Origin of the sequence: Collinsella aerofaciens, assembly GCF_964283865.1 — a bacterium.
Taxonomy (GTDB): domain Bacteria; phylum Actinomycetota; class Coriobacteriia; order Coriobacteriales; family Coriobacteriaceae; genus Collinsella.
This window is the reverse complement of record NZ_CAXYLS010000011.1, coordinates 35,888-54,610: the sequence shown is the minus strand read 5'-3', so window position 1 is coordinate 54,610 and position 18,723 is coordinate 35,888. Positions and strand designations below refer to the sequence as shown.

The window sequence follows — 18,723 nt, the reverse complement described above, 5'->3', positions numbered from 1 at the left end:
AAACAAAACTGCAGGTAGACGGCTCGCGAATTTAACAAAAACCGGTGCATGCTCGAGCATCCCGGGCTAAACGTAGTAAATGGGCATAGTTTTGATATGCCACTCATATAGTCACAGCGAAAATGCGCCCAAAAGATGAAAAACGCCCGTCGGCGGTGGTGCCGGCGGGCGTTGCTGTGCAATATGTTGCATTGTGGGCTTAGTGCCTCATAAAGTGGTACTCGATCACATTGCTGTAGGGGTGACCCGGGCCCACAATGCCCTGCGGGAACAACGGCTGGTGCGGCGTGTCGGGGTACATCTCGGCCTCGAGAGCAAAGCCGGCGCCCCAGCCATAGTTAGCATCGTCCTTGGCGTGCTCGTCGCCCAGCCAGTTGCCGGTGTAGAGCTGCACGCCCGGGGCAGTGGTGTAGTAGTCCAGCTCGCGGCCGGTCCACATCTCCTCGACGTGCATCGCGCGGCGGAGATTGCGGCCGTACTGATAGCCATCGATGCACAGACAGTGATCGTAGCCACGGGCCTGCTTAATCTGCGGGTCGTCGGCCTCCATGCCGGGAGCGACGGGGCGCAGCTCGCGAAAGTCAAACGGTGTTCCCTCGACCGGAGCGATCTCGCCGGTGGGGATATTCTGCTCGTTGATGGGCAGGTAGTGGGCAGCGTTGGCAACAAAGAAGTGCTCGCAGTCCATGCCGGCGTTATGGCCGGCAAGGTTAAAGTATGTGTGGTTGGTCATGGACACGTAGGTGGCGCGGTCGCTCTCGCAGCCATACTCGATGCGAAAGACGCCGGTGCGTGTAACGGTAAACACGGCCGTAAAGGTGCGTTTGCCGGGAAGGCCCAGTTCGCCATCCTCAAGCGAGGTGGTCATGCGCACGGCGTTGTGAGTCTCGTCGAGCTCAACGTCCCACACGCGTTTATGCAGACCGTGCTCAAGATCGCTGTGCAGGTTGTTGGCGCCCTCGTTGGCGGGCATATGCCAGTCCGTACCGTCGATGGTGATCGTGGCGCCCGCGGTGCGGTTTGCCACGGGGCCGATGGTCGCGCCAAAGCAGGCGGGGTTGTCAAAGTAATCCTCGAGCTTATCGAAGCCCAGCACCACATCGCGCACGTTGCCGGGAATGTCGGGCACGTCGATACCAAGCACGGTGGCGCCATAGTCCATAATGCGAACGCAGATCTCGGGCCCGTTGAGGGTGTAACGATGAACGGGGGTACCGCACGGCGCGGTGCCGAAAAGCTCGGAAGTGATCATTTGGTTCCTAACATCGAGGTATTTCCGACAAACTGTAGCGCGAACAGGCGAGATTATCACTACACCCCACTAAAGCAGGGGGTATTTTTCTCAAAAAAGTGATGATTGGAGCTGTGCGGGCGTTCATTTTTGACGCGCACGGGTCTGATACAATTTGTTCGTTACTGTTTGAATGATATGCACGCATAGAACGGCGAGGATTCATCGTGATTAAGGCAGAGCGACAGGATAGGGTTCGCCAGCTGCTCGATGAGCAGGGCACGGTTTCGGTTAAGGAGATTTCGGATGCGTTAGGTGTCTCGGACATGACGATCCGTCGCGACCTTGAGGAGCTTGCGAGCCTAGGCGAGATCGAGCGCGTGCACGGCGGCGCCCGTAGTGCGCAGAGTCGCCCGCACGCTATGTTGCGCCATGAGTATTCGCACAGTGAAAAGCGCACTAAGCATGCCGAGGAAAAGCTGCAGATCGCGCGCCGCGCCGTTGGGCTCATCGAGGAGGGCTCGACCATCTTTTTGGGGACGGGCACTACAGTTGAGCAGATGGCCTCGATGCTGCCGGCGTGCCGCCTACGCATCGTGACTAATTCGCTTTCGGTGTTTAATCTGCTCGAGGCGCGCGAAGACTGCGACCTGTGTCTCGTGGGCGGTATGTACCGTCGCCGCACTGCCGCCTTTGTGGGCCCCACGGCCGAGGACACCTTGCGCGCACTGGGGATCGACGCAGCCTTTATCGGCGCAAACGGCATTCTGGACGGCGACGTGTCTACGTCTAACATGGAAGAGGGCCGCATCCAGCAGCTCGCCTTTAGCAAGGCCGATTCACGCTACCTCATCGCCGACTCCAGCAAGATCGGCAAGCGCGACTTCTACACCTTCTGCCGCCTGGACAGTTTGGACGCCGTGGTGTGCGAGCCGGGTATCGCCGCCGAGGATCGTGTCGCCATCGAGGAGCACACGCAGGTCATTTGCTAGCTAGCGCTACGGGATTGCCAACAGGCGATGCGGGAGGACTTTTACCTCCTGTCATTGTGGAAACCAGCGCGTCAGCGCTACGCGATATGACGCGCAAATGAGGATTCCACTATCAAATCGTCTCAGCCTGTAACAGGTAGGGGTGAAACCACCAACCAGATGTTGCAGATTGAGATTTTTGACCCGGCCTATTCCGTTTGTCTCGATCTGTAACAGCTAGGACCGAATAATTCAGCTAGTTGTTACAGATTTAGATTGGGGATATTGGCCTGTGCATTCATCTCAATCTGTAACATCTAGACGTCCAAAACCGGTCTTAGTGTTACAGATTGAGACAATTCGGCGGGGTCTACCTTGTTTGTCTCGATCTGTAACGGTTAGGACTTAAAAACTCGGCTACGTGTTACAGATCGAGACAAAAGAAAAAGAACATTAGGACTTGAAAATAAAGTTTTGATAAGGGATTCGCCCAGTTAAGACGGTGCGGCAGACAATTGAGATTAGTTTGCCTCCGGAGTCGTAAGCATAATGAGTCAGTTCGATGACCGGAAGTTTTGCAACACCATAATTACTGGCTTCGGAATCGCTAAGCTGACGTGCTCTATAGCTTTCCCTAACAGATTGGATAGACTTGGACAAGTCGTCCATGATTCTGCTAAATGCCTGAAAATCTAACTGGTTATTCGGAACGCGCGACTTTGAAATGAAGAACGTATCAGCGCCTATGAAGCTGCCTTCAAGTTCGTAGGTCAATTCAAGACGCTGAATTTCATCGCGACTTTGACATCCAAATTGTTGGAGCATCATTACGGAAATTGGACGACCTGATGTGAGGCCGCCGAAATGTTTGGTGATGGCATCCGGATCAACGCCATCGCAATGGCTTGCAAAGTCAAAGTCTAAAAGTGAATTGAGCTCGCTAACGCGTTTCGGTGCAACAAACGACCCCTTACCTTGGATTCGATAGATACTTCCACGACGCTCCAGCTCACTCATGGCAAGTCGGACGGTTGTTCTGCTTACGGCGTATTCGTCGCAGAGTTCCATTTCTGTTGGAAGTTTATCGTCTGCTTGATATTCATCGACGATCTGCTTGAGCAGCGCGTCGGTGAGCTGTAAATAGAGTGGCCGTTTTTCGTGTGTATCGAGCATTAGAGCCTCAGTTTGCATGTTGGTTATACCTGATGGTTGCCTCAGTCGGGATGTAACATGGGCAAGGTAACCTTAACGTATCACAGAGCGGCTCAGCATGACGATCTGATGCCTGTATCCACGAAGGGCTTGTCCGAGCGTGAAGATATTCTGGGGCAGGCAAATACCGTTCATGGAGTCCCCGATATGTTGGAGGTCAGCACCGGCTGCTTTTGCTGCAAGGCCTATTTTCTTAATGGTCTCGCTGTCGCAGGAGTCTTGACTCGTCCCGTTCGCCGCCATGACGAGAACCTTCTCTTCAATTGACTTGCCTACGTTGTGGGATCGTACAAAGTCTACGATGGCGCGCAGGTCTGCTTCTTGGAAGCAAGGGACGGTGTAGGGGGCTGGCACGAGAAGGATATCGACGCCGAGGTCAACAAACTTGCGCGCAATTTCGAGCGTCATGACAGGTTCCGCAACGCCCGCTCCATGCATTTTTCCGGCTATGACCAGGCCATTGAAATGCTCTTTGGAGAGTTTAATCGAATGGGCGATTGCATCGTTGGAGACGCCGGTTCCAGGGTTGCCCGTCAGGCAGATAAAATCAAATCCGAGTTCGTTAGCCTTTTCTAAGGTCTTGGGAGAGACGCGACGACCCATGGGGATTTCCGTTCGGGATTCAGACATCTCTGCCTCGTTATCAACTGGCTCCAGATTGACGCCAATGGGCCTTCCGCATGCTCGCTTCACCCAAGTGACCGGGTTTTCATTGAGATCATCTGGAATACCGGCAATAACTGGATCGAACACATCGAGCGCGTTAAACAGAAGCAGGTCGGCACCTGCGGCACGTTCGATTTCTGCATTAGTAACGCCGCCGAGAAATTGGGAAGAGGGTACGTTTTCCGCCATGATGGTACGTCCCTCGGAAGCCAGAATTGCCTGTTTTAGATCCATGGGTGACGTGGCGGCAAAATCGGATGCGGACATGTTCAGTAATCGTTTGGGCATTGTTACTTCCTTTGACTAGAACGACAGGCTTGTGACATTGTCTCTAATATTGTTACAACAATATATTCAATATGTTATATCCAATCGGTGAACGGTTGCAAACTTATTGTACTGCTCGGAAAAAATAGCCTTTAGCTGGGAAAACATTATATTAATCAACTACCGTTCACCGAATAAGTATTTGAATTCTTGACATATCGACAAAGCGGAAAAAGAATTGGTTATGACAAATCGCGCAAATGATATTACATTTCTCACAAGAACGTATTCACTTACATAAGTGGATACAAACGGGGACGACGACGGTTGAGTCCGGATAAATCGTTGTGTGCCCGGGAATCATGAAAGGATGTGTTATGGACGCTATCGTCAAATTCCTTGAAAAACACCAGCCTCTCTTCGACAAAATCTCGAGGAACATTTATCTGGTGGCGATTAAGGATGGCTTTCTCTCGAATATGCCAATTGTGCTGTTCTCGAGCCTGTTCCTTCTTCTTTCGACGCTCCCTGCCTATGTAGGCATCACGCTTCCGTCTGAGGTGCTGGATTTCTTCAATAAAATCTATGCATATACCATGGGACTTCTTGGCATTATGGTGGCCGGCACCACGGCGAGCTCACTTGCCATGTCGATGAACCGTCGCATGCCTTCGGGTAAATCTCTCAACCCCACCTCGTGCATGGTTTGTGCCATGTGCGGCATGCTCTTGCTATCGGTGACGAACGATGTTGTCTCGATTGGCGGAGCAGATACATCTGTTTTTGAAACCGGCTATATGGGAACCAAGGGTTTTCTCGCTGCGTTCGTAGCCGCATTCTTGACCGTTAATATCTATAAGGTGTGCATTAGCCATAATGTGACGATCAAGCTCCCCAAAGAGGTCCCTGGCTCTATTGCGCAGAGTTTTCGCGATATCTTTGCATTTGGGTTTTCGATCCTTGCGTGCGCTTTTATCGATCTTGCGAGCCGCAAGCTGCTTGCTGTGCCGTTCGCCAATTTGGTATCCGCTCTCATCTCGCCGCTGTTCTCCGCGGTTGACACCTATCCTGGCATGGCGCTTATCGAAGGCGCGGTCGCACTTTTCCAATTTATGGGTATCCACGGTGCTTCGGTTGTCATGAGTCCGATCAATGCTGCGCTCTACGGCAATACCGTTACCAATCTTGAGGTTTTCCAAGCAGGTGGACACCCGTCAATTGCTCTCACGCAGGACTTTACAAGCTTCATCGGCGGTCTGGGCGGTTCTGGCTGCACGTTCATCGTTCCTATTATCCTGATCATGTTTATGCGCTCCAAGCAGCTTAAAGCCATGGGCAAGGCATCGATTATCCCGGTGATTTTTGGAGTTAACGAGCCCGTTATCTTCGGTATGCCGATTGTTCTCAATCCCTATATGTTCGTGCCCTTCCTAGTGGCTCCTATGGTCAACGCCATTATCGGTAAATTTTTCATTGACGTCATTGGAATGAACGCCCCCATGTATACCATGCCGTGGGCGCTTCCCGGCCCAATCGGTGCATTCCTCACCACGGGTCTCGATCTGCGTTCTCTCGTATTGATGGCAGTGCTGTTGGTCGTTGACTTTGTGATTTACTATCCGTTCTGCAAGGCGTATGACCATCAGCTTTGTTTGGAAGAGTCTGCAAAGGAGACTGCAGGAACCTCGGATGCAGATGCTATTGCCGCACAGGAAAATGTCGCAAAAGCTCTCGAGGCGGTAAAGGACAAGGCGGAGCAGATCCGCGTGCTTGTGCTTTGCCAGGGTGCCGGCACTTCGACTCTCTTGGCAAATGCTCTTCGCGAAGGTGCCGCTGCTAAGGGTATCGATCTGGTTTCTCAGTCCGGTGCGTACGGAAGCCACTATGAGACGATGGATCAGTACAACGTGATTGTTCTGGTACCCCAGGCACGCATGTACTATGACGCTATGAAGGCCGATACCGATCGCCTTGGAATTAAACTGCTCACCACAAGGGGCAAGGAGTATATCGACCTTACCAACGATCCCGAAGGTGCAATTGACTGGATCGTTCAGGAGCTGGCCAAATAGTGGATGCACTCCGTCGTTGATTCGTCGGTGTATAGTACGGCCCTGCAGCTTATTGAGCTGCGGGGCCGTATTTCGTTGAGTATCTAATTGAGACAATGAGCGCAACCGTCGTGAGATCGCATTGGCGCTCTCCGAGTCACCGACAAGCTGACTTTCATCTATGTGACCAATTCGCTTTCGGCCTTTAGCCTGCTCGAGGCGCGCGAGGATTGCGAGCTGTGCCTGGTGGGCGGCATGTACCGCCGCCGCACCGCCGCCTTTGTGGGGCCCACGGCCGAGGATACCCTGCGCGCGCTGGGCATCGATGCGGCGTTTATCGGCGCCAACGGTATTCTGGACGGCGACGTGTCCACGTCCAACATGGACGAGGGCCGCATCCAGCAGCTCGCCTTTAGCAAGGTCGATACGCGCTATCTGATTGCCGACTCCAGCAGGATCGGCAGGCGATACATCTGCCCCCCCCTGCCGGCGCGGGGGTACCGCTTTACAATGACGCGCAAATAACTTTGAGCAACAAGGATGAGGCTATTCTGAGATATGACTAGACTCCGTATTTCGTCTTTATGTCCCTTGAGAATGAATCATAGTCTTCATAGAGCCCCTCTTTGCTTTCATCCTCGGCGTGGTTTATACGTTCAAGGAGCTTATCCTTTGGAGCCTCTTTTGTTATTGCGGCCTCGCTATCGGGTATTGTGGATTGCAAGAATAGTTCTAGAGCATGGACGTCTTTGAGTATGTAGCCTGTCGAACGACCCGCTCCTGTTTTTTCGATTGCGCTGCAACTAACAAGCTGACCGAGGGTTCGTTTAACGGTGACCTCGCTGATATCGGGGCAGTTGGATCGGATGTCGGATTTCTTAATGACGCCGGGTCTCTGTTGAAATAGAACGGCGATGCGCGCTTGCTTCGACATGGGACGAGTGCTTGATTCAATTAAGGTACGCTGCTCGAGCTGTCGGTAGGCGGCCAGGGTTGTTCCGAGCATGAAACGGATAAAGGGTACTTCGGTGTTTTGATTTTCATTCCATCCAGTGGAGCTTGCAGCGAGAGCGTTGTAGTAAAGCGCTTTGTTGTCTTCAATAAGTCGTTCGATGCTGATGTAACGCGCAACGTCGTATCCAGTCTTTTCGAGCAGCAGCGTTGTAAGGAGCCGGCTCATCCTGCCATTGCCATCGTTGAAGGGATGAATGCTAACAAAATCGAAGATAAAGCGGAGCGATATAAGGAGGGGATCGCAAACTTGGCGAGATAAAGCATCGTTGAGGGACTGGCAGGCTTCTTTAATAAGTCCCGGGGTTGCTAGGGCCGAAGGGGGCCTAAAGCGCACAAATCGATTTCCTTGATCGTCAATGGAGACGATTTCGTTATCGCTATCTTTCCAATGGCCTCCATACGAGATTGCCGTGTGCGCCATGAGGTCACGATGCAACTGCAGAATGACCGATGGCGTTACGGGAATGGAATCGTGTTGCTCGTGAATAAGCGACAGCACATCTCGGTATCCAGCAATTTCTTCCTCTGCGCGGCAGCTTGGCTTGGCGGAATACGCCATGATCGCTTTGAGTCTTTTTTGGGTGGTAACAATTCCTTCAAGTCCGTTGGAGGACCGGGTGCTTTGGATCTTAGCCTCCTCCATTAGGGACGATAGAAGCTCGGGTTTGACTTGACTCAGAGCAAGCTGACGGCCTTTATGCTCGCGTATCGAGAGGAGGAGGTTGGTGATTGGAGTTGCTTCGAGTTCCGCTGGGACTGTGGTGTAATCGAACTGGCGCATGCGGCTCCTTTCGGTATCACGAACATACTTTCGATATCATAATATCATTAAATGATACCGAAAGTATGTTCGTGATACCGAAAACTAGAAACCATGCTTTATAACTGCTTGGAAAGTTCGGATTTGACTATCTTATTGTCTCGATCTGTAACAGTTAGACGGTTAAAAGTGGGCTACGTGTTACAGATCGAGATTGTTCGGCCCGGGCCACCCGTTCGTCTAAATCTGTAACAGGTAGGACCGAAAATCCCTTCTAGATGTTACAGATCGAGACGAATGATCCGCTCGAGCCCACCAAAAAAAGGCCGCATGCGAACCCGTGGAGGGATTCGCATGCGGCCGACAGGGGGTATGCGGCGGAAACTAGGCCATGAGCAGGCCGGTCTCCGCGACGTTCTTGTACCAGTACGCGCTCGCCTTGGGATAGCGCTTCTGGGTCTCAAAGTCGATGTAGAACAGGCCGTAGCGCTTGTTATAGCCGTTGGTCCAGGAGAACTGGTCCTGCAGCGACCACACAAAGTAGCCGTCGACGTTCACGCCGCCGTCGATCGCCTTGAGGATCCACGCGAGATGCTGACGCATGTAGTCGATGCGAGGGGCGTCGTCGATAAAGCCGTCCTCGAAGTCGTCCTTATAGCCCATGCCGTTCTCGGTGATGTAGATCTTCTTGTAGTTGGGGTAATCGTTCTTAATGCGGAGCAGCAGGTCGTAGAGGCCCTCGGGATAGATGATCCAGTCCCAATCGGTGGTGGGTACGCCTTCGCGCACGCATGACTCGCCCACGCCCTTGAGGAACCAGCGCGAGGAGCCCTTGTCGCCGGTGCCATTGTGGTTGATGTCGTTTTCGCCCTCGGCGGCACGCAGGAACTGGCACTTGTAGGTGTTGACGCCCAGGCAATCGTTGAAGGGGAGCGCGGCGGTCAGCGCGGCGATGTCCTCGTCGCGGACGTCGAGCTCGCCGCCGGCGATATGGGCCAGCTTGGTCGCAGCTTCCATGGTGTCGGCTGCATAGTGGCCGCGGAAGGTGGCGTCGAGTACCCAGCGGTTGTTGATGACGTCGGCCATGCGAGCTGCCTCGCAGTCGGCGGCGTTGTTGGGGTCGAGGGGATACTTGGGCTCCAGGTTCTGGACAATGCCGATCTCGCCCTCAAAGCCGCCCTCATGGAAGGCGACGACAGCCTTGGCGTGGGCCACCATCATGTTGTGCATGAGCTGGAAGGCCTTGTCCAGGCGATACTTCTCGCCGTGCGGCCAGTTGCCAACGATAAAGCTGCCCTCGGCGGTTGCGGGAATCTCGTTAAAGGTAAACCAGTGCTTGACCTCGGTGAACTCGGCAAAGCAGAACTTGGCGTACTCGACAAAGGCATCGATGGTCGTGCGCGTCAAGAAGCCCTCGCCGCCATCCTGGTAGAAGACCTCGGGCGTGTCAAAGTGATCGAGCGTGACATAGGGGATAACGCCTGCTTTGTTGCAGGTGGCGAAAAGCTCGTGATAGAAAGCGACGCCCTCGGGGTTAATCTCGCCGGTGCCACTGGGGAAGATACGGCTCCAAGCGATGGAGACGCGAATACCGTTGATGCCGAAGCGCTGGCACAGGTCGATATCGACCGGATACTTGTTGTAGAAATCGCTCGCGGGGTCGGGGGAGAAGCGACCCTGAGCAGCCAGGAAATCGTCCCAGGGCACTTTGCCCTTGCCGTGCGTACGGGTCTCGCCCTCAACCTGGTAAGCGGCGGTGGCGCCGCCAAACACAAAGCCGTCGGGGAACTGCATGGGGTTGGTCATGAGTCATCCTTTCTGTGGGATACGAATAGGGAGAGGTGCCCGAACTGGGGATCCGGGCACCAACAGAGGGAGGAACTAGTCGAGGTTCTCGCGGAGCCACTTGATGGCGCCAGCGGGGTCGCGAGTAAGGTCGATATACTCCTTACCGCGGGGGGCGAGCAGCTTAATGCCCAGGCGATCGGTGTCGGCCTTCATGTCGTTGTAGTAGCTACGAACCTGCGGGGCGAGTACGATGACGTCGTACTGATCCATGATGGCAGTGTGCTGGCCATAGGCGCCTGCGGAGGAAGCGATGTTCTCTCCGGTCTGTGCGGCGCCTTCCTTGATGGCGTTGGCAAGCATGGCAGAGGTGCCGGCGCCGGCGCACAGGACGAGGACCTTCAGGCCATCGACATCCTTCTTAGCGGATGCGTCGGCGGCAGGCTCGGGCTGATCGGCGACAGGCTTGCTGTCGGCGGCGGCAACGGTCGGCTCGACGGAAGCGGTAGTCTGCTCGACAGCGGGCGCAGAGGCGTTGGCGGCGATGGCGGCGGCACCATCGGACTCGAGACCCAGCTCGGCGGCGCGCTCGGCCTCCTGGTCGCAGAGCAGCTTATCGTACGCCTTCAAGAACGGCAGGTAGATGATGGCGTCCAGCAAGATGATGATCGCAACAAATACCAGGGCAATAAGCTGGAAGTTCGTGGTGATGAAGATGCCGATGGGGGCTGGGGTAGCCCAAGGCACCACGAAGGAGAAGCCGTTCATGCTCACGTTATCGATAAAGAACTTGGCAACACTCACGTTGACGCAACCGGCGGCAACAAAAGGGATGAGCATGTAGGGGTTAAGGATCATCGGCGCGCCAAAGAGCAGCGGTTCGTTGACGGCGAAGGCAACAGGAACAATCGAGGCCTTACCGACGGCTTTGAGTTGCTTGGACTTCATAAAGAGAATCAGCAGAAGCGGCACGATGAACGTGGCGCCGGTACCGCCGAACTCACCTACGAGCGACATGTTAAAGGTGAGGGAGTGGGCGGGGTGGCCACCGGCCAGCAGAACCTGCAGGTTCTCGGCCTGGTTGGCAAGACGGATGGGGTCGATGCCCGGCTGGACGATCGAGGGGCCGTGGACGCCGATGAACCAGAAGAACGCGGTGGCTGCCTGGATAAGGATAAGGCCAGGATAGGTTTCTGCAGCGGTAAAGAGCGGGGAGAGCAGCTTGATAAGCAGCTCGGAGAACGGAACGCCCATGAGGTTGCGCACGATGACATCGATGATGCCGCAGATGATGACGGCGCCGCCAAAGGGGATGATGTCGCGGAAGTTCTGAGCGATGGCGCCCGGGACCTCCTTGGGCAGCTTAATGGTCAGATCGCGAGAGACGCAGAATTTGTAGACCCACACGGTAATAAACGCGGCGATATAGGCCGAGAACAGACCGCGCGTGCCCATGCTGGTGCAGTCGAAGACCGAAAGTTCGGAGCCGTTGAACTTGGTGGTGAACTGCGTGACTGCGAGCAGCAGCATGCTGCACTGGGCGGCCACCATGGTGGAACCGTCGTTGAGCACTTTGCCGGCGGGCATGCGACGGTTCATGGAAGCCGTAAAGTTCTTGGCGGTGGTGCCGGCAACCATGATGCCCATGACGCCCATGGTGAAGTTGTACAGCTTGTTGCACCAGTCGATGAGCGGCTGGGGCAGCGTGATGCCAACTACGCCAGGAAGGGTGGCAATCAGCAGGAAGATCGAAGAGGTGAGGACGATGGGCATGCACCCAAGGAATCCGTCCTTAATGGCCTGGAGGTAGATGTTCCTCGAGATCTTCTCAAAGAACGGTTGATGCTTTTCGAGCATCTTTACGATGGCGTCCATAGAGCTCCTTTGCTGCTCGATGCGCGATGCATGTGGATGGAACTGGTCGTCGATGGATGGTCAGGACTGCCCGGAAACCTTCCCGCTTAAGGAAGGCATTGCGAAATGACAACGTTGTCATTTCGTTAATGACAACGTAAGACATTTTTGGAAGAGCAACAAGGATTTACGGGTGAACGGTCGGTATTGTCCGGTAAACGGCACATTTGAAAACCGAACAGGTAGTGTATGCTAGAACGCAAAGAACGATCGATAGGGAACCGACTGGAGAAGCAGTGGCAACGATGGACAAGAAAAGCGTCTCAATGAACGATGTGGCAGTTGCCGCGGGCGTTTCTCTCAAGACGGTGTCGCGCGTGATCAACGAGCCCGATAGCGTGCGAGAGTCGACGCGCGATAGGGTCCATGCTGCCATGGAAGCGCTTGGGTTCCGGGCGAACTTTGCCGCGCGTTCACTCAAGTTGGGCCGTTACGGGTGCATCGGCGTGGTGCTGTTCCACTTGTCGGGCGGCAACGTGGACATGATTGACGGTATCGCCGATGCCGCCGCAGAGCGAGGCTTTGCGCTCACGATGATTAAAAAGCGGGCGGGGGAGAAGATGACCCTTGCCGAAGCGGCACGTAGGATGTCGCAGCTTCCTGTCGACGGCATGATTTTTAACCTGCGCCAGATGGTCGATGACTTTGATACCTTTGAGGCGCCGAAAGACCTCAAGACGGTGATTATCACGTCGATGGAACATCCTACCTGCTCTACCGTCAGTGACGACCAAGAGGGCGGCGCGCGCATGGCATGCGAGTACTTCTTAAATCGCGGACACAAGAACGTGTACTTCGTCTCTGGTAAGAAAGAGTCGCTGTCGAGTCAGTGCCGTATGAAAGGTTGGCGTGCGGCACTCGAGACGCGTGGCATTGAGCCGCCCGAACCTCTGCAAGGCGATTGGAATGCGGATAGTGGCTATGCCGCGGGCCTTGTGCTTGCCGATAAGCCCGATTGCACGGCGGTCCTCGCTGCTAACGACTGCATGGCAAACGGCGTGATGATGGCTCTACGTGACAAAGGGCTCAGTGTGCCTGACGACGTGTCCGTGATCGGTTTCGACGATGAGCTCTACAAGACGATTCCCAACTCGATTCTGACGTCGGTGAAGTTTCGCCACCGCGAGCTGGGCGTCCGTGCGCTTAACGAGGTCGTCGCCGGTCTGGAAGCCCCGAGCTCCAGAAGCCGCACGCTCGTCTCGGGCGTGTTGGTCGAGCGTTCCAGCGTAAAGGACCTGCGGGCGTAGACTTGCTCGGCCTGTTCGTCTAAATCTGTAACAGGTAGGGCCGAAAATCCCTGCTAGATGTTACAGATTGAGATCTTTCGACTCGGCTTATTCCGTTTGTCTCGATCTGTAACAGGTGGAGGCGAAATAGCCCGTTAGATGTTACAGATTTAGATTGAGAGGATTGGCCTGTGCGTTCATCTCAATCTGTAACAGTTGGGACTGAAAAGCTCGGCTGTATGTTACAGATTGAGATGAACGACTGCCGACTCGCTCAAAAACAAAAAGGCCGGGGGCGGCGCGCCGTGTGACGTGCCGCCCCCGGCTGAGAAATGGGGACAAGTTATGTGAGCGGGGCAATTCTGCTCGTCGCAAGCCACTAGTCCAGACGACGGGTCTGCGCCACGTGCTTGTACCAGTAGGCGCTTGCCTTGGGCGTGCGCTTCTGGGTTTCAAAGTCTACGTAGAAGAAGCCGTAGCGCTTGTTGTAGCCGTTGGTCCAGGAGAACTGGTCCTGCAGACTCCACAGGAAGTAGCCGCCCACGTTGACGCCCACCTCCATGGCCTTAAGCAGCCAGCGCAGGTGCTGCTCGATGTAGTCGATGCGCGGCTGGTCGTCCACAAAACCGTCCTTGTAGGGGTCCTTGTAGCCCATGCCGTTCTCGGTGATGAAGATCTGCTTGTAGTTGGGGTAGCGCTGCTTAATGTAGACGAGCAGATCGAACAGACCCTCGGGATAGATGATCCAGTCCCAGTCGGTGGTGGGGATGCCGGGCTTGTTCACATGCTCGCCAATGCCCTTGACGCGCCAGCGACCGGTGCCCTTCTCGCCCGTACCGTTGTGGTGCAGGTCGTTTTCGCCATCGTAAGCCTTGAGGAAGCGGCACTGGTAGTTGTTAACGCCCAGGTAGTCGTTGTAGAGCGCTGCCTCGCGCATAATCTCGAGGTCCTCGTCCAGGATCTCGATGGTGCCGCCCGAGACGGCAGCCAGGCGGTTGGCGCACTCGAGGGTGTCGGGGGCATAGTCGCCGCGGAAGGTGGCGTCGAGCAGGAACTGGTTTTGCAGCACGTGCTCGTTGTTGGCGGCCTTGATGTCGGCGGGGTCGTTCTCGTTGAGCGGGTACTTGAACTCCAACGATTGAATGACGCCGATCTTGCCCTTAAAGCCGCCGTTGTGGAAGGCCAGCACAGCCTTGGCGTGGGCGAGCATCATGTTGTGCTCGCACTGGAAGGCCTCGGCCAGGTGCGCCTTGACGCCGCCGGGGAAGGTGCCCTCGATGTAGGTGTTGGAGGCGTCGGCCCAGATCTCGTTAAAGGTGAACCAATAGGTCACCTGGTCGGCGTACTCCTGAAAGCAGAAAGTGGCAAAGTCCACAAAGGCGTCGATGGTCTCGCGGTTGAGGAAGTCCCCCTTCTCAAAGAGGGGAAGCGGCGTGTCGAAGTGATGCAGCGTGACAAACGGCTCAACGTGGTGCTTGTGGCACTCGGCAAAGAGGTCGTGGTAGAACTGGACACCCTCGGGGTTTATCTCGCCGGTGCCGTTGGGGAAGATGCGGCTCCAGGCGATGGAGAGGCGAATGCCGTTGATGCCGAACTCCTCGCACAGCTCCAGATCGACGGGGTACTGGTTGTAGAAGTCGGAGGCGGGATCGGGGGAGAAACGGCCCTGGGCCTCCAGAAAGTCGTCCCAGGCGACCTTGCCCTTACCGTGGGTGCGGGTCTCGCCTTCTACCTGGTAGGCAGCAGTGGCGCCGCCAAAGACAAAGTCCTCGGGGAACTGCGCGGGCGGGTTGGTGACGCTGGCGGGGTTAACGGACATGATGATCCAATCGTTAAAATCGAAGGGCCAGCCGGTCTTGGATAGTCGGCTGGCCCTAAGCGTTACTTACTTCGACAGCTGCTCGCTCACAAAGGCGAGAGACTTGTCGCCGTTCTGGGAGAGCTCGATGTATTGCTTACCACGGCAGGCGACGCACTTGTTGCCCACACGCTCGCAGTCTTTCTGCAGGTCGGCCAGGTAGCTGGCAGCCTGCGGAGCCAGGACGACCAGGTCAAAGTCGGGAAGCATGTCCACGTGGTTGCCATAGGCATCGGCAGCGGTCTCAAGATCGATGCCGCGCTCCTTGGCGGCCTTGGCCAGCGCGTTGGCGAGCAGGCCCGAGGTGCCGCCGCCCTGGCAGAGCACGAGTACACGCTTGCCGTTGAGGTCGCTGGCGGCCGTAGCCTCGGTGGCGGCAGCGGCGGGGGCGGCATCGGTCTTTACGACCTCGGCAGCGGCGCCGGCGGCAACACTCTTGGCGTCGGCCTTGCCCTGGAAGGCGTCGTTGAGCTTGGCGGCCTTCTCGGCGTTCTTGGCGGCGAGCTCCTCCTGGGAGATCTCGGCCTCCTCGGCGCACTTCTGGGCGTCATAGGCACGGAAGAACGGGTAGTACAGGGCAAAGTCGACGACCAGGATAATGGCGAGCATCACAAAGGCGAGCGGCTGGAAGCCCAGGCCCATGATGGTGCCGATGGGGCCGGGGACGGTCCAAGGCAGGGTGTACATAAAGCCGTTCATGCCCAAGAAGTCGATAAAGACCTTGAGGATCCAGATGTTGGCGATCGGGGCAAAAACAAACGGGACAAAGAAGACGGGGTTGAGCACGATGGGCGCGGCGAACAGCAGCGGCTCGTTGACGGCAAAGCACACGGGGACGATGGCGGCCTTACCGACGGCGCGCATCTCCTGGGACTTGGCCAGGAAGCAGAACATAAAGACCAGGACGAGCGTGGCGCCGGTACCGCCCATGCAGACGACGAAGTACTGGGCGCCCTGCGTCAGGACGGCGGAAGCGTGCTCGCCGGCCTGGAACGCAGCCAGGTTATCGGTCATGTTGGCAACGAGGGCGGCGGCGATGGCGGGCTCGACGATCGAGGGGCCGTGGACGCCGACGAACCAGAAGAGGCTCATGGCACCGTAGATCACAGCGAGACCGATGTAGCCGTCGGCAGCGGTGAACAGGGGCTGGAACACCTGGATGACGCCCTGGGCAAAGCAGAAGCCAAAGGCAGCGCGGAAGACGATGTCAAAGACCCAAAAGACGGTGATGCAGACGGAGAAGGGGATGATGTCCTTAAAGGTCTGCGAGATGTTGGGCGGAACCTGCTCGGGCATCTTGACGGTGATGTTGCGCTTAATGAAGAACTTGTAGATGATGCCGGTCACAAACGCAGCGATGAAGGCGGTCAGCAGGCCCTTGGAACCAAGGTAGGTGGTGTTGAAGCCGCTGGCGGCGTCCGTGGCGATGGTGTCGCTCGAAAGGAGCAAAAAGCCGATGATGGCCGCGCACATGCACGAGATAAAGTTGATCTGGTTGTTCTTGGGCAGGTCGCGGTTCTGGGCGTCGGCGAAGTGCTTGGCCGTGGTGGCGGCGCAGGCGATGGCCAGGATGCCCATGGAGTAGTTGTAGCACTTCCACAGGGCGTTGTTGATGTCATCGGGCCAGTAGAAACCCCAGATGTTGGGGACCGAGGCTACCAGGCAGAAGATGGACGAGAAGATGATGATGGGGATGACGGAGATAAAGCCGTCGCGAATCGCCTTGAGGTACTTGTTGCGGGCGATCGCGTTGAAAAAGGGCTGGCCTTTTTCGATGGTGGCGATGAGTTGCTCCATGCAAAGCTCCTAAGAGTCGGTGGGTTAGCAACGATGGTAGCTTTTGACGTCTGGTTGCCAAAATGTTGACGTTGCCATTTTGCGACACAAAAAAAGATGTGAATCGGTGGCCCCTGTGCCTGTAGACCGTCGATTCCTTGCGTGTAAACGATTGAGCCGCCCGGTGGCTCTGTGTTTGCACAATGGCAACGTTAACATTTGGGCGCCAAAAGCCGTTTGGGGAAGCAGAATTGTCGGTGAACGGTAGGTTTTGGGTGGTGAGCGTATGGTGGGGGAGGCGTTGGATATACTTGAAGGCGTTAAAAATGACTGCGTAGGGTGCCACCAATGGCATCGTCGACATAGAAAGATCGACCTATGGCCGCTGTTAAAAAATCGGTTTCCGTTAAGGATGTGGCGCGCCTCGCGGGCGTCTCGGAGCAGACAGTCTCGCGTACGGTGCACGATTCGCCCAGCGTGCGCCCCGAGACCAAGGAGCGCGTGCGCGCCGCCATGCGCGAACTTGGCTACCGTCCAAACTTTGCCGGCCGGTCACTGCGCCGCGGCAAGTTCAAGACGGTCGGCGTCGCCATGTTCAACATTACCGGCACCGGCAACCTCGACCGTATGGAGGGTTTTGCCGCCGCTGCCGACAAACACGGCTATGCCATCACCCTTACTAAAGTAGACGGACACCCCTATACCCTCGAGAGCGCATCGTCGCGCATGAGCGCACTGCCGGTGGACGGCATGGTTGTGATTATGAACCGCATGCCGGCGGACTTTGGCACCTTTGAGCCGCTGCCCGGTATGCAGACGGTGCTCGTTACCATGCTGGAGCACCCGCTGTGCTCGACGGTCGATAACGACCAGTTCGATTGCTCGCGCCAGGTTGTCGAGTACTTGCTGGGGCAGGGGCACAAGACCGTGCACTTTATCTCGTGCCCCGAGCGCTCGCTTTCGGGCATGCAGCGCGAGGAGGGCTGGCGTGAGACATTGCGCGCACATGGTATTGAGCCGCCGCGATTCATTCGTGGCGATTGGACGGCGCAGAGCGGCTATGCTGCCGGTCAGGCTCTGGCGGACGATCCGACCTGCACGGCCATCTATGCCTCCAACGATGCCATGGCCTACGGCTGCATTCGCGGGCTCGAGTCGCGCGGAAAGCGCGTGCCCGAGGACGTGAGCGTGGTGGGTGTTGACGATAGTTTGGGCGATATCGTGCCCGATCGTCGCCTGACTACGGTGCGCTTTGACAACAAGCGTGTCGGCATGTGGGCGGTCGACAAGATCGCCGGCGCCGAGGGAGTTGCGCCTGGCGTGGAACACATGCTGATCCCCGGGGTGCTCGTAACGGGCGATACGGTACGCGATTTGCGCTAGGGTACGGACCTGTTTGGGTTGCCGTTAATAGTGTTTGATATTGTTCGAATTGGTTTAAAAACCGTTCACGGGCGAAAATCGACCGTTTGTAGTTCAAAATTACGTTTTGCATTGTTCTTTTTTGTTTGAATGTTAATGTTTCTATCATACACAACGCAGCGCGTATGCCCGGACGCGATGCTCTCCATTGGTTCATATGTGAAAGGAACGCAATATGGCAACCAAAGAAGAAATCTCGATGGTTGGATTCGAGATTGTCGCATACGCGGGTGACGCCCAGACCGATCTGCTTGCAGCGCTCGATGCTGCTCGCGAGGGTGATTTTGAGAAGGCCGAGCAGCTGCACAAGGATGCCAACGATGCGCTCATTGGCGCTCACGACACGCAGACCAAGCTGCTGTCGCAGGAGGCCGGCGGCGGCGAGATGGAGATGACCTTCATCATGGCTCACGCCCAGGACACCCTCATGACCACCATGATTCTGGAGAAGCAGACCCGCTTTACCATCGATGCCTACAAGCGCATCGCCGAGCTCGAGGCCAAGCTCGCCTAACGAGCCCTCACAACCAAGTCCCCTTCCAAAAGCTCTGCCGTAAACCCGCGACAGGG

General features: G+C 56.1%; 14 protein-coding genes. 6 read left to right on the top strand and 8 right to left on the bottom strand.

What is annotated here, in order from left to right; genetic code table 11:
- Nucleotides 1–199 precede the first annotated feature (199 nt).
- Complete coding sequence (locus ACRX4W_RS06920) at nt 200–1,252, bottom strand: aldose epimerase family protein (RefSeq protein ID WP_195361258.1); 1,053 nt, start codon at nt 1,250–1,252, stop codon at nt 200–202.
- Nucleotides 1,253–1,458: 206 nt separating this feature from the next.
- On the opposite strand from ACRX4W_RS06920, the gene ACRX4W_RS06915 reads away from it, so the two are divergent.
- Nucleotides 1,459–2,223 (top strand): DeoR/GlpR family DNA-binding transcription regulator, encoded by a 765-nt coding sequence (locus tag ACRX4W_RS06915; RefSeq protein ID WP_271755878.1) that lies wholly within the window; start codon nt 1,459–1,461, stop codon nt 2,221–2,223.
- A gap of 432 nt (nt 2,224–2,655) precedes the next feature.
- Here ACRX4W_RS06915 and ACRX4W_RS06910 read toward each other — a convergent pair whose 3' ends face one another.
- The gene (locus ACRX4W_RS06910; RefSeq protein ID WP_172678010.1) at nt 2,656–3,375 is read right to left on the bottom strand and encodes a GntR family transcriptional regulator; all 720 of its coding nucleotides are present in this window, start codon (nt 3,373–3,375) and stop codon (nt 2,656–2,658) included.
- Nucleotides 3,376–3,447: 72 nt separating this feature from the next.
- Nucleotides 3,448–4,347: a DUF7916 family protein gene (locus ACRX4W_RS06905; RefSeq protein ID WP_006234814.1), complete on the bottom strand. Its 900-nt coding sequence runs from the start codon at nt 4,345–4,347 to the stop codon at nt 3,448–3,450.
- Nucleotides 4,348–4,724: 377 nt separating this feature from the next.
- On the opposite strand from ACRX4W_RS06905, the gene ACRX4W_RS06900 reads away from it, so the two are divergent.
- Complete coding sequence (locus ACRX4W_RS06900; RefSeq protein WP_432299777.1) at nt 4,725–6,419, top strand: PTS lactose transporter subunit IIBC; 1,695 nt, start codon at nt 4,725–4,727, stop codon at nt 6,417–6,419.
- 162 nt (nt 6,420–6,581) lie between these two features.
- Nucleotides 6,582–6,923 carry a sugar phosphate isomerase family gene (locus ACRX4W_RS06895; RefSeq protein WP_432299775.1) on the top strand — a complete coding sequence of 114 codons (342 nt, stop codon included), beginning with the start codon at nt 6,582–6,584 and terminating at the stop codon, nt 6,921–6,923.
- A 37-nt stretch (nt 6,924–6,960) separates the two neighbouring features.
- Here ACRX4W_RS06895 and ACRX4W_RS06890 read toward each other — a convergent pair whose 3' ends face one another.
- The 3 genes from ACRX4W_RS06890 to ACRX4W_RS06880 form a co-directional block, all read right to left on the bottom strand.
- Nucleotides 6,961–8,193, bottom strand: a complete 1,233-nt coding sequence (locus tag ACRX4W_RS06890; protein ID WP_432299773.1) for a Fic family protein — start codon at nt 8,191–8,193, stop codon at nt 6,961–6,963.
- A 363-nt stretch (nt 8,194–8,556) separates the two neighbouring features.
- Nucleotides 8,557–9,978 carry a 6-phospho-beta-galactosidase gene (gene lacG / locus ACRX4W_RS06885; RefSeq protein WP_432299771.1) on the bottom strand — a complete coding sequence of 474 codons (1,422 nt, stop codon included), beginning with the start codon at nt 9,976–9,978 and terminating at the stop codon, nt 8,557–8,559.
- Between the two features lie 75 nt (nt 9,979–10,053).
- On the bottom strand, nt 10,054–11,832 hold the full coding sequence (locus ACRX4W_RS06880; RefSeq protein WP_432299769.1) for a PTS lactose transporter subunit IIBC: 1,779 nt from the start codon (nt 11,830–11,832) through the stop codon (nt 10,054–10,056).
- Nucleotides 11,833–12,116: 284 nt separating this feature from the next.
- Between ACRX4W_RS06880 and ACRX4W_RS06875 the strand changes: the two genes are divergently transcribed.
- The gene (locus tag ACRX4W_RS06875; protein ID WP_432299767.1) at nt 12,117–13,118 is read left to right on the top strand and encodes a LacI family DNA-binding transcriptional regulator; all 1,002 of its coding nucleotides are present in this window, start codon (nt 12,117–12,119) and stop codon (nt 13,116–13,118) included.
- Nucleotides 13,119–13,476: 358 nt separating this feature from the next.
- On the opposite strand, the gene lacG (ACRX4W_RS06870) is transcribed toward ACRX4W_RS06875, so the two are convergent.
- The gene (gene lacG, locus ACRX4W_RS06870; protein WP_432299765.1) at nt 13,477–14,916 is read right to left on the bottom strand and encodes a 6-phospho-beta-galactosidase; all 1,440 of its coding nucleotides are present in this window, start codon (nt 14,914–14,916) and stop codon (nt 13,477–13,479) included.
- 66 nt (nt 14,917–14,982) lie between these two features.
- The gene (locus ACRX4W_RS06865) at nt 14,983–16,752 is read right to left on the bottom strand and encodes a PTS transporter subunit EIIC (protein ID WP_432299763.1); all 1,770 of its coding nucleotides are present in this window, start codon (nt 16,750–16,752) and stop codon (nt 14,983–14,985) included.
- A 357-nt stretch (nt 16,753–17,109) separates the two neighbouring features.
- Here ACRX4W_RS06865 and ACRX4W_RS06860 point away from each other — a divergent pair, with 357 nt between their 5' ends.
- Complete coding sequence (locus ACRX4W_RS06860) at nt 17,110–18,114, top strand: LacI family DNA-binding transcriptional regulator (protein ID WP_432299761.1); 1,005 nt, start codon at nt 17,110–17,112, stop codon at nt 18,112–18,114.
- 214 nt (nt 18,115–18,328) lie between these two features.
- Nucleotides 18,329–18,667 carry a PTS lactose/cellobiose transporter subunit IIA gene (locus ACRX4W_RS06855; RefSeq protein WP_432299759.1) on the top strand — a complete coding sequence of 113 codons (339 nt, stop codon included), beginning with the start codon at nt 18,329–18,331 and terminating at the stop codon, nt 18,665–18,667.
- The last annotated feature ends 56 nt before the right edge of the window (nt 18,668–18,723 follow it).